Genomic DNA, 12,053 nt, shown 5'->3' with positions numbered 1-12,053 from the left:
AAGATTCGGTTGCTCCATAATGAGTAAGCGTTTTCTTTGTTTGGAGGGGTACTCGAATTCGTGTGTGCCAACTTGCTGACGGAAGAAAGGATGGATTAATGGCATGGAGGCTAAACTGATGCATGTATTCGCAGAGCTGTTGGTTGGCAAAAATAGCCGGGATCTCAAAGTTCCAGAGTCGGGTACGGAGGCTGCTGCACAGAGGTTGGCTATGGAGACGCTAAGGGCAGGCATCCATGAAGTATCTGCTACGCAGGAGGAAGATCCGTTGGGCTGGCTGGTTGGTTTAGCTGAGCAGGGCGTAATCAGTCGAGCGGAGGCTTTGATGGCTGCGAATTCGGAATTACTTTGGGAAACGATGCTGAATAACGGCAACGATATTGGGGAAGCAATGGGCACACTCCTAAAATGGAGCGATGAATACAGGCGCACCTCCATACGGATTTATGCCGATGCTCCTGCAAGTTTGAGTCGCATAAGTACAGAGACAGCATCAGAAATAAGCAGTTTTGACGGTTATAGTCTTCTGCATGGTCCCTTGTCACAGGCATCTGGCCGCGTGGGAGAATTATGCTATGCCTATCTGGAGGTAGCAGAGTCTGGACAGACGATTCATGCCCCTGACGGGGAGCCCGATCCCATCCTTATTCCCGGTTCACGTGCATCTGACACGTACAAAACCTTTAACCAGGCATCTGGCCTGCCTGGATTGTGTGAGCATTTGTCTCGCCGAATTATTAGTTTGCTGGAAACAGAATATGAAGGCTTATTCGAGTCTTTGAACGGATCACCACTCACTATAGCCCTAATTGAGCAGAATAATGCAGTGGGTATTGGAAGCCTGCAAGATATGCAGCTGGAGGCATTACTGCGTGCGGCGTTGCGGAGCGTGCGGCAGGGGGGAGAACCCAATCTGGAGATTATAGTGCGCAATCCGGCTGATGTGGACGAATTCCGGGCAACCCGAGACTGGATTGACGGCGTTGCGGAGCAGACCTTATGCGGACGTCTTCGGTGTATTCCATATCGGGTAGGCGTGCTTTTGACAGTTGATCCATCTTTGGTGCCTAACGTAAGCCAAACAGGGAACAGGCCAGCCGCACGGTCGGGGGAGTCAGCCAACCCCAATAACATGTCCGAAGTGGGTGCGCGACAGATCAAGCAGGTGGCTCAAGCTGCAGATCTGGCACGTTTTTCCGATACGATCATTTTAGAAGTCATACCAACTCCATCCGATGACATTAGGGCTGAGAATCAGTTGATTCCATCCGGTGTCGATGGTCATGTGAATACTAGTGATATGATAAAATGCATTATGGAGGCTGTTCGGCGTGTAAAGCCCGAGCTTCCTTTATGGGTAGCAATAGATGAAATTAACCAGTCTCTAGATGGGATTTCGATTTGGGAGAATGAGCTGACGGGGGTCATTTGCTCGGACACAGCAGTTCCCGCTGCACGCCTTGCGGCTGCGCGTTTGGAACTGCAACAGCCCGCAGATCGTCAGCACACTTCAGGAACTGCACACAACCATGCGTGGAAGTTTCCTTTAGCCTGAAGATAACCCGAATTCTTGTAATAGAGGATTTTGCAAAAATCCAATAAGCGACTTTCAATGAACAATATATAGATCTAAATGGTCTAGTTCGTCTATATCTTGCACTTTGGAGCGACGGGAATCGAATTTTGCAAATCCTGAATAGGATGCTTCAAATATGGAGGATACCTGCGGTGTTTGCGCGGGTATCTTTTTTTATTTAGGCCATTACTGGTTTACAAGTGGAAAAGAAAAGGTATATAATAAAACAAAAGTTTCGCTAAACCAAAATAATTGTATAGATGCAAAAATGATTATCATTCTCATTGCCAAACATGCTGCTTCGGGCTTCCCGAAGCAGCATGTGCTATTTTAAGGCACTTAACAATGGATATCATTCTCAATGAGATGCTAGTACAAGGAACAAAATATGGAAAGGAACGTGACATGATGCAAGCTGCTCAACGATTACAAGATACATTGTCTTCCTCTAACCGAACCCTTTCAAAAAACAGTGGCAGCGGACGACCCGGTCCGAATCGCAAGCCGCAATTTCAGCTTAAAAGCATGCTGAAAAACAAGGAGATGCAAGCTGCTCTAGGTAGTGGATTGCTAATGCTAATGGCATGGGGGATTTCACATTGGTGGCAATGGCTATCGGTCATTCTGTATGTGGTGTCTTATGCCCTTGGGGGCTGGTCCAAAGCCAGAGAAGGGGTCGAAACACTGATCCGGGAACATGATCTGGATGTTAATCTGCTCATGATCGCTGCCTCCCTAGGAGCTGCGGCCATTGGCTATTGGAATGAAGGAGCCATGCTGATCTTTATTTTTGCACTCAGCGGTGCGCTGGAGAGTTATACCACCGAGCGTAGTAGTAAGGATATTTCTGAGCTTATGGCGTTGAAGCCGGAAACGGCTTTGCGCTTGTCTCGCGAGGGGACGGAAACGGTCGGCATTGAGCAGCTGTTGCCAGGCGACCTGCTGCTGGTGAAGCCGGGCGAACTGATTCCGGCGGACGGCCGAATCTCCAAGGGCGTTTCGGCAGTGAATCAGGCATCTATTACCGGGGAATCTGTTCCGGTAAATAAGGTGGAAGGTGACGAAGTATATGCCGGCACCATTAATGGAGAAGGTGTGCTATATGTAGAGGTTAGTCAGTCCTCGGAGGACACTTTATTTTCAAAAATCATTCGTATGGTGGAAGAGGCCCAGACCGAAGTTCCCGATTCCCAGCGGTTTATTAAAACGTTCGAATCGGTGTACGCCCGAATTGTTGTTGCTGTCACGCTGATCGTCATTGCTGGTGCACCTATAGCATTAGGCTGGACGTGGGCAGCAGCGTTCTACAAGGCTATGGTGTTCCTCGTCGTGGCCTCACCCTGTGCGCTCGTGTCATCCATTATGCCAGTGATGCTATCGGCCATTTCCAACCGTGCCCGACGGGGCATCCTGTTCAAAGGTGGTGCACATGTGGAGAATATGGCATTGACTTCTGTTGTTGCTTTTGACAAAACAGGCACGTTAACGATGGGATCACCTGTCGTCACGGATTGGATTACCGCCGCAGAATACGATGCCGATGAGCTACTGCACATTGTCGCTACAATTGAAAGTTATTCTTTGCATCCGCTGGCGCGAGCAATTGTAGCCAAAGCCGAAGCTGAATTGGGACAGAGAGAGCTTCTCACAGCCGAGCAAGTGCAGGCACTCACCGGATGGGGGATGGAAGGCATCATAGGCGGGGTGAAGTGGAAAATCGGTCGTACAAATGTACTGGATGGATCTGGTCCTCTGGCAGAGCCACAGTGGATGGAGAGTCGGGCCCGGCTGGAAGCTGAGGGCAAAACCGTGTCCATTATCCTCGCGGATGATCGGATTGCCGGGATGCTGGCACTACGCGACGAGTTGCGTCCGCAGGCCCAAGAGTCCGTGAAACGCCTGCAAGCGCAGGGGATCCGGGTCGTCATGCTGACCGGAGACCGCCCAGAAACGGCTGCTGTGATCGCGGAGCAGGCTGGAGTCGACGCCGTATATGCTGGCTTAATGCCGGAGGACAAAGTCAGCCATATTCGCATGCTGCGGGAGCAGTACGGGCATGTCGTCATGGTCGGCGACGGTGTGAATGACGCTCCAGCGTTGACTGCGGCAACCGTAGGACTAGGCATGGGGATGCATGGCAGCGGAGCAGCGCTAGAGGTCGCTGACGTGGTATTGATGAACGATGGAATCGAGGAGATCGCTCCGACGATAGCACTGGCGCGCAAGGCGCAGCGGGTGGTCAAACAAAATATGATCTTCGCGGTAAGTGTCATTTTGCTGCTTGTGATCAGCAACTTTGTGCAAGATATAGCCCTGCCATTTGGGGTGATTGGGCATGAAGGCAGCACATTACTTGTCATTTTGAATGGCCTGCGCTTATTGCGGTCATAGGACTAATAATCACAAGATGACAAACAGGAAGGAGCATTCATACCTCTTAAAATCCAAGGGGGTGAATGCTCCTTCTTTTACAGTACCAGCCTATCTGTCTGAAAGGCAAGTTCATCTCATACCTCTAGTTCGCCAACGCTGTACGTCTATCTTCGGCGCGGCGTAGACCGTCGCAAGAACAAGGAAAACAATAGCCCCGCTAGTGCAATCCCTGTAGCAATGATGAAGGCATCATTAATGCCATGGATCGTCGATTCCGTAACAGCACTTCGGTACACCTGTTGTAGCGCCAACGCTGAACCACTTTCTGTTGAAACGCCCGCCGTTTGCGCGAGGGTTTGTCCCAACTGTGCTACTCCTTCGGTTAAAGGGACATTGGCGGTGGTAGCGACATTCGCATAATCTGCTACATGAATCGTGGACCGGCTACTCATCACAGTTATGAGCCAAGCGGTACCGATAGACCCAGCAATTTGCCGCACTGTATTGGACATGGCTGTACCATGGCTGCCGAGATGGGGAGGCAGCTGGTTTAACCCTTCCGTCTGGACGGACATCATCAACAATGACATTCCGAAGCTGCGAATCGTATAGATGATCATAATATGTCCGTAGGTGGTGGCATCGGTCAGCAGACTGAATTCCCATGTCGTGACTGCCGTAATGATCAATCCAATGATCGCCAACGGCCTTGCGCCTATACGGTCAAATACTGCCCCTGATATCGGTGACATCACACCCATCAGCAGTGCACCCGGCAACAGCAACAGACCGGATTGCAGCGGTGTAAAACCGCGTATATTTTGCAAATAGATCGGCAGCAGCAGCATCCCGCCGAACATTGTCATGTTGACGGTAGCCCCGACTAAGGTCGATACGGTGAAAATATCATATTTAAATACACGGAACTCCAGCATCGGCTGTATCATGTTCAGCTCACGCACGATAAACATTACAATAAACACAACCCCGGCAGCGAGTGTAAGTATTACCGTATTGCTACTCCAGCCTTTGTCTCCAGCCGAACTAAAGCCATAGAGCAGAAAGCCAAACCCAAGGGTGGAGAAGATGGTTCCCAACAGGTCAAAGTTAGGTTTTGTTAGCTTGGATACATTTTTTAGCCAGCGTATGGCAAACAGAATATCAATGACCGCCAGCGGAATAACAAGTAAAAATAGCAGCCGCCAGCTGTAATGCTCCACAATATAGCCGGATAAAGTCGGTCCAATCGCCGGGGCAAACATCATGGCGATTCCCATGGTACCCATGGCAGCGCCCCGTTTTTCCGGAGGAAACACAGTCAGGAACACGTTCATGACCACAGGCATGATGATGCCCGCTCCGCTGGCCTGGATAACGCGTCCAACCAGCATAGGCGCAAAGCCGGTACTGGCAGCACAGACGACAGACCCGGCAGTAAATAACCCCATCGCGGATATGAACAGCGCACGTGTTCCGAATGACTCAATCAGAAAAGCGGTGATTGGAATCAAAATCCCGTTGGTTAGCATATATCCGGTGGATAGCCATTGAACAGTCGTTGCAGATACATTGAAATCATTCATCAAGTGTGGAATGGCCACGTTAAGCAGCGTTTGATTCAAAATCGAAATGAAGGCGCCTAGCAGTAGCACGGACAGAATACGTCCGACGGACATTTTTTGATCCATGACAGCCTCCTACTTGTGAACTCTGATGGTCGCACTCATTCCCGGGATAATACCCAGCCCCTTGTAACCTTGAATGGAAATATTGACAGGCACGACCTGTGTTACCTTGGTATAGTTGGCAGTGGTATTGGAAGTGGGCAGTAGTGAAAAAGTCGATGCGGTCGCCAGACCGATCTTTTCGAGTTTACCGCTCAGGGACGTATCCGGGTAAGCATCAATATATACATCCACGGTCTGTCCTACTTGAAGATCTTGTACAGCCGTTTCGTCTATATTGGCGGTAATCCATAAATTGTTTAGATCAAAAGCCTTCGCTAAAGGCGTGCCTGCCCCAACAATCGAGTTATTGACCGCAGATTGCTGCACGATGGTACCATCGGTTGGAATCGTAACGCTAATTCGGCTTCCGCCTCCTTCTACATTCCCAAGCGTGCTTCCAGCGGTGTAGGTTTTACCAACTTCAGCATTCCAGCCTGTGAGTTTACCCGCGCTTGGAGAGGCAACGGTAACCGCTTGTCCGCTCACTTGGGCATTATCGGTTTTTATGTAGTTTGCGGATTGATTGTAGTAATAGGCGGCGGCTCCACCTCCTGCCAGAATAATGATAATAACTAGCAGGTTGACTAATATGGCGCGTGAATTCATGTGTAACATGCCTCCCTAGTTCTTGGATTTTCAAAGTATGCGTCAAATGATTCATAATATTCAGATGGATTTTGGGCAAGGTTAAGAGCGCATGCGAAAAGGATGATTTTGCTGACAAAGGATGATGCGCATAATGACGACCAGAATCATGATTGTATATGACAGTGAAAATGGGCATACCGAACGTCTCGCTCGTTCCATCGCAGAAGGCGTGCGCCTTGAGCGCACGGAAGTGTTGCTAAAGCATGTGAACGAGGCCGATGTGAATGAGCTAGTGAATGTGGACGCGATTATATGGGGTTGCCCGGGCCATTTTGGTACCATTAGCAGCGGTCTGAAAAGCTGGATTGATAAGCTGGGGTATCTGTGGGCACAGGGCAAGCTGGTGGATAAAATCGGCGCTGTGTTTTGCACAACCGCTACCGTTCATGGTGGATTGGAATCCACGCTTCTGAATTTGATTACTCCGATGCTTCATCAAGGCATGATTATTGTAGGACTGCCCGCTAATATTACGGAAAATGCGTTATACGGCTCCTATTACGGCGTAGGGATAACATGTCCGGTGGAGACAGACCCCAATGGACCGCCTAATTTTCCAACGGGTGATGATCTTGCACTAGGTCGCTCTTTGGGCAAACGGGTCGCTGAGATAGCGGGACGGTACCGCAGCGCTGAAAGAGAATAGGAGGCCGCCGATGACCATTGCTTTTATCGTAGTAGCTGCGGTTGCCTTTATTTTTTTGCTGGTATTTAATACGAAGATGACGCGCAAGTCCTCTCCCAAGACTCACCCCACCGAAGAGGATACACGGCAAAGAAGCAAACGCCCTTATCCTGTGCAGGTGGAACCCGAGGTGCGTGAATTGACAGATCATACGCGAGAGATGCAGCATAAAAATCTCGACGTCGAAGAACACCATGCCGAGGAGCATCGCAATATGCCTGATATCCAGACGGATAAGAAGGTGGAAAAGGATCGCGAGAACATCAAAGATGCTTACGGAGATCAGGATTATCGTGCGGCTTTACGTGGTTTTGCTGGAAAAGACGAAGAAAAGGATGGACGTTCCCAAATATCCAATGGAGAGAAGGAGACGCACAAAAGTGAGGACGAGCAGTACCGTGAAGCACTGCGCTCCATGAACCAAAAAAAATGAGGTATCTCTATTTGAACATGCCAAAAAGGCTGCTTATCTGTCTGGATTACAGGCAGAAGGCAGCCTTTTTGTGTTGCTCGGCTATAGCCATTCGGTTAGCCCAATCATCGTAATTAAGCCGAGAATAAAAGAGAATGTGGCGATCCGCTGATTGCCATCCCCGTGACTCTCGGGAATCAGTTCCTTGTAGACGATAAACATCATGGCTCCGGCGGCAAAAGCAAGCCCATAAGGTACCAGTCCGTTCACCCAGCTGCTCAAATAAAAGCCGATCAGACTCGTTATGATTTCCACGGCTCCAGTGAGGGTAGCAATGCCCAATGCCTTGAAACGGCCGATGTTTTGATTCACAAGAAATAGTGCTACGATAAAGCCTTCCGGGGCATTTTGCAGGCCGATAGAGAAGGCGATCAGATTGCCGAGATTGTGAGTCTCACTCGCATAGCTGACTCCAACGGAAAGCCCTTCTGGCAAATTGTGCAATGTAATAGCTGCGATAATGAGAAAAGATTTGGACTCCAGATGAAAGGTCTTGGAGTCTGGGTCCTCCAAATCCGCATGGGGAATGTACATTTCCATCACCAGTAATACGAGACAGCCGAGCAGGATTCCCGCAGTCAGCACGAACCAATTGGAATGCTGGATCGCTTCGGGAATCAGGTTATATACGGATGCAGAGGTCATAATTCCTGCGGCATAAGCCAACAGAACATCGCGAAGCCGATGCGTGATATTACGCATAAATAGTATGGGCACGGCGCCGAGTCCAGTGGACAGGGCAGAAATAAAGCTACCTACAAAAACGTCATTCATAATCGGGATAATCCCTCCATACCTGATTTATCTTTATGCTTCGCTTCATGAAAACTTCATTTGACTGTTTACAGCTATTTCCGCATAATGAAATTAGGATTTAGAATCAGTCTAAGTCATAAGAGGCTACAAAACAAGTGATTCGTTTTTGTAATATCCGGGTGTCCACATTTTGGGATAAGCTTCTGGCGGAATTACTTTTAGAGTATATGCATCTGCCCAGCGCCCGGTTCCGAAAACTCGTTATATAATACTTATGATATTTTAGGAGGAACCAAGATATGTACAAGTCCATTATTATAGGTACTGGCCCTGCCGGTTTGACTGCTGCAATTTATCTGGCACGCGCTAACATGAGCCCACTGGTGATCGAAGGACCACAGCCAGGCGGACAATTAACCACGACTACGGAAGTCGAAAATTTCCCAGGTTTTCCTGAAGGAATCATGGGGCCCGATTTGATGGATAATATGCGTAAGCAAGCGGAGCGTTTTGGCGCTGAATTCCGCACAGGTTGGGTAAACAAGGTAGACACAACTGCTCGTCCATTTACATTGGATGTAGAAGGTTTGGGTGAACTGGTTACCGATACACTGATTATTTCCACAGGGGCGACTGCCAAATATCTGGGTATTCCCGGTGAACAGGATAATATCGGACGTGGCGTAAGCACTTGCGCAACATGCGACGGCTTCTTTTTCCGTGGCAAAGAAATTGTTGTCATCGGCGGTGGAGACTCTGCATTGGAAGAAGCCAATTTCCTGACTCGTTTTGCTTCCAAAGTAACGTTGGTGCATCGTCGTGAAGAAATGCGCGCCTCCAAAATTATGCAGGATCGTGCTCGTGCGAACAACAAAATTGAATGGGCGCTTAATCGTACTCCTGTAGAAGTGATCGCTGACGAGAACGGAGTCACTGGCTTGAAAGTGCTGAATAATGCAACAGGCGAAGAGGAGATCATTACAGTTAGCGGCGTATTCGTGGCGATTGGTCATCATCCGAATACAGGCTTCCTAGAGGGGCAAATTACAACGGATGCGAACGGTTATATCGTCGTAAATCCGGGTACTTCCGAAACAAACGTGCCAGGCGTATTCGCTTGTGGCGACGTACAGGATACACGCTACAGACAAGCAATTACCGCAGCAGGTAGTGGCTGCATGGCTGCTATGGACAGCGAGAAATACATCGAAAGCCTGGAGCACAGCGCTTTGGCCCTGTAATATTCCGTTTAAGTATGAATAAATATGATTAACAAAATAAATGATGAGGTGATATTCATGGAAAAAGCAATTGTATACACATCGACAAACTGCCCGCATTGCCGTCAAGTAAAAAGCTACTTGAGTGAAAAAGGCGTGGAGTACGAAGAACGCAACATTGAAACCAATGAAGCTTTTGCTCAAGAGGTTTGGGATATGGGCATTCGTGCCGTTCCATTGACTTTGATCGGGGAAGAACGTATTTCCGGTATGAACAAAACCAAGTTTGAAAAAGTGTTGAACGCTTAATCCAACCTAACAGCAGATGACGGTCCTATGATCGCCATATGGTTTAATAAGACCCTCATTGCAGTTACATGCTGCGATGGGGGTCTTTTTACTTCTTTTTACAAAGTGAGAATTTTGTCGAAAAGTATTGCATCTGTAGATAATAGGTGCTATATTTTAATTGTAAGCGCTTAAAACCCGGGTTGCTTTTATGTAACAATTCATCAATACCATCAATTATGACTTCTAATTAACTAAATAGCACAATATCCAATAAAGGCGTGTTACTGTTCGGCAGGCAAGACCTAGATTGGGTAGGATATTTTTCCCTACCCTTTTTAGGTCTTTTTTTGTTCCTTATTTTAAGAAGGTAGGTGTAACTCATGAATTATAAAGATATCGCACAAGCCATTTTTAACAAAGTGGGCGGGAACGATAATATTAACAGTGTCATTCATTGCTCTACTCGATTGCGGATGACGCTTCGTAAGCCGGAATTGGCACAAACAGATGAAATTAAAGCTTTGGACGGAGTTATGGGAGCCGTGAATAGCGGTGGACAATATCAGGTCATTATAGGAAATGATGTAGGCTATGTCTACAATGAGCTAGTCAAATTGCTGGACCCGAATCAATCGTCTTCCGATGAAACCGAAAAAGTGAAGATGGATCGAAGCTTTAAGGGATTGTTCAATAGTTTTGCGAGTATGATTGCAGGTATTTTCCAGCCCATTATTCCGGCCATTGCTGCATCAGGGATGTTAAAAGCACTGCTCTTGCTATGCACAGTAACCGGAATCATGAGCAAGGAAAGCCAAACATATATGATCCTAAGTGTAATCTCGGATGCGGCATTTTATTTTCTGCCTATGCTGCTGGCTTTCTCCAGCGCGCAGAAATTCAAGACTAATCCATTCGTATCCGTACTCCTAGGGGGTGTGCTACTTCATCCGAACTTAATCAGTTTGCTAGGAGGTGAGAAAGCTGTCACATTTGCGGGCCTGCCCGTAGCATCGGTACAATACGCTACTTCCGTTATTCCTATTATTTTGACCATATGGCTTATGTCATACATTGAGAAATTTGCTGATAAAATCTCTCCCGGACCTGTGAAAATATTTCTAAAACCATTAATCGTCATTCTGATTGTCGCACCTGTTTCTCTCATTGCCTTAGGACCTCTAGGTACGTATTTGGGTTTAGGTATGTCCAACGGTGTATTCTGGATTCAGGAACGAATCGGCTGGCTTACAGTCGTATTGATGTCTATCGTGATGCCGCTAATCGTCATGTTCGGCATGCACAAAGTATTCTATCCTATTATTTTTGCTGCGCTGGCTTCACCAGGATATGAAACATTGGTACTGGTTGCCATGTTGGCTTCCAATATGGCCCAAGGCGCGGGTGCATTTGCCGTCTCGCTGAAAACGAAAGATCCCAAGTTCAAACAAATTGCTTTGTCCGCAGGTATTTCAGGGGTATTCGGCATTACGGAACCCGCTTTGTATGGCGTACATTTACGCCTGAAAAAAACACTGTTCGCCTGTATGATTGGAGCCGGGGTTGCCGGGCTATTTGCAGGTCTTATGAATTTAAAAGCTTATGCAGCTGTGGGTCCAGGTTTTGCATCACTGCCGATGTTTATCAGTGAAGATCACTCTAACCTGGTATATGCGCTTATTACGATGGCCATTTCGATCATTGTGACGTTTATTGCAGTCTATGTGATCGGCTTTCAAGATACGGTTACCGAACCGGCTAAAATAGAAACTCGCCCCGAGCCTGCTAAAGCACAAAACATAAGTAAAAGCTTCAAATCTAAAACCGTTATTTTCGCACCTGTGGAGGGCACCGTAATTCCCTTACAGCAGGTCAAAGATGAAGCATTCTCTCAGGAAGCGATGGGCAAAGGGATGGCTATTCAACCAAGTAGCGGAAAAGTGGTTGCACCTTTTGACGGCATCGTAATAAATGTATTCCGTACCAAGCATTCCATAGCCTTAAAATCAGTTGAAGGCGTAGAGCTGCTCATTCACATCGGTTTGGATACCGTTAAGCTGAAAGGCCAGCATTTTACTGTGCATGTACAGGAAGGGGACGAAATTAAGCATGGACAACTTCTGATTGAATTTGAACTTGAAGCTATACAAAGGGCGGGGTATGATACGATAACTCCGATTATTGTGACCAACACGGCGGACTATCTGGAAATCATGGGTCATGAAAGTTCAGAAAAGACAGGGCCGGAGAAGCCTCTAATTACTGTACTTTAACATTGTGTTTGTTGGGGGAATCAAGCCTGGAAAGT

The 12,053-nt window shown here is 47.7% G+C and carries 11 protein-coding genes; 8 read left to right on the top strand and 3 right to left on the bottom strand.

Annotation, left to right across the window (positions count from 1 at the left end):
- The first annotated feature begins 103 nt into the window (after positions 1–103).
- The 3 genes from KAI37_RS21905 to KAI37_RS21895 all read left to right on the top strand — a co-directional run bounded on the left by KAI37_RS21905 (position 104) and on the right by KAI37_RS21895 (position 3,967).
- Positions 104–1,555, top strand: a complete 1,452-nt coding sequence (locus tag KAI37_RS21905; RefSeq protein WP_220030209.1) for an aldolase/citrate lyase/malate synthase family protein — start codon at positions 104–106, stop codon at positions 1,553–1,555.
- 157 nt (positions 1,556–1,712) lie between these two features.
- Entirely contained in the window at positions 1,713–1,910 is a 198-nt protein-coding gene (locus tag KAI37_RS21900; protein WP_071558240.1) for a hypothetical protein, read from the top strand.
- A gap of 74 nt (positions 1,911–1,984) precedes the next feature.
- Entirely contained in the window at positions 1,985–3,967 is a 1,983-nt protein-coding gene (locus KAI37_RS21895; protein ID WP_345945633.1) for a heavy metal translocating P-type ATPase, read from the top strand.
- Between the two features lie 146 nt (positions 3,968–4,113).
- Here KAI37_RS21895 and KAI37_RS21890 read toward each other — a convergent pair whose 3' ends face one another.
- Positions 4,114–5,637, bottom strand: a complete 1,524-nt coding sequence (locus KAI37_RS21890) for a DHA2 family efflux MFS transporter permease subunit (protein ID WP_220030207.1) — start codon at positions 5,635–5,637, stop codon at positions 4,114–4,116.
- A gap of 9 nt (positions 5,638–5,646) precedes the next feature.
- The gene (locus KAI37_RS21885) at positions 5,647–6,282 is read right to left on the bottom strand and encodes an HlyD family efflux transporter periplasmic adaptor subunit (protein WP_028541823.1); all 636 of its coding nucleotides are present in this window, start codon (positions 6,280–6,282) and stop codon (positions 5,647–5,649) included.
- A 133-nt stretch (positions 6,283–6,415) separates the two neighbouring features.
- Between KAI37_RS21885 and KAI37_RS21880 the strand changes: the two genes are divergently transcribed.
- Both KAI37_RS21880 and KAI37_RS21875 read left to right on the top strand, forming a co-directional pair.
- The gene (locus KAI37_RS21880) at positions 6,416–6,970 is read left to right on the top strand and encodes an NAD(P)H-dependent oxidoreductase (protein WP_220030206.1); all 555 of its coding nucleotides are present in this window, start codon (positions 6,416–6,418) and stop codon (positions 6,968–6,970) included.
- 10 nt (positions 6,971–6,980) lie between these two features.
- On the top strand, positions 6,981–7,442 hold the full coding sequence (locus KAI37_RS21875) for a hypothetical protein (RefSeq protein WP_220030205.1): 462 nt from the start codon (positions 6,981–6,983) through the stop codon (positions 7,440–7,442).
- An 81-nt stretch (positions 7,443–7,523) separates the two neighbouring features.
- Here the strand turns inward: KAI37_RS21875 and KAI37_RS21870 are convergent, their stop codons facing one another.
- Positions 7,524–8,255: a ZIP family metal transporter gene (locus KAI37_RS21870; RefSeq protein WP_023990317.1), complete on the bottom strand. Its 732-nt coding sequence runs from the start codon at positions 8,253–8,255 to the stop codon at positions 7,524–7,526.
- A gap of 281 nt (positions 8,256–8,536) precedes the next feature.
- Here KAI37_RS21870 and trxB point away from each other — a divergent pair, with 281 nt between their 5' ends.
- The 3 genes from trxB to KAI37_RS21855 all read left to right on the top strand — a co-directional run bounded on the left by trxB (position 8,537) and on the right by KAI37_RS21855 (position 12,018).
- Positions 8,537–9,478 (top strand): thioredoxin-disulfide reductase, encoded by a 942-nt coding sequence (trxB, locus tag KAI37_RS21865; protein WP_023990316.1) that lies wholly within the window; start codon positions 8,537–8,539, stop codon positions 9,476–9,478.
- A 57-nt stretch (positions 9,479–9,535) separates the two neighbouring features.
- Positions 9,536–9,766: a glutaredoxin family protein gene (locus KAI37_RS21860; protein WP_007432162.1), complete on the top strand. Its 231-nt coding sequence runs from the start codon at positions 9,536–9,538 to the stop codon at positions 9,764–9,766.
- Between the two features lie 362 nt (positions 9,767–10,128).
- Positions 10,129–12,018: a beta-glucoside-specific PTS transporter subunit IIABC gene (locus KAI37_RS21855; protein ID WP_071642986.1), complete on the top strand. Its 1,890-nt coding sequence runs from the start codon at positions 10,129–10,131 to the stop codon at positions 12,016–12,018.
- Positions 12,019–12,053: the final 35 nt, after the last annotated feature.

Origin of the sequence: Paenibacillus sp. S25, assembly GCF_019454085.1 — a bacterium.
Classification (GTDB): domain Bacteria; phylum Bacillota; class Bacilli; order Paenibacillales; family Paenibacillaceae; genus Paenibacillus; species Paenibacillus polymyxa_B.
The sequence above is the reverse complement of the archived record's forward strand: the minus strand, read 5'-3'. Positions and strand labels throughout refer to the sequence as shown.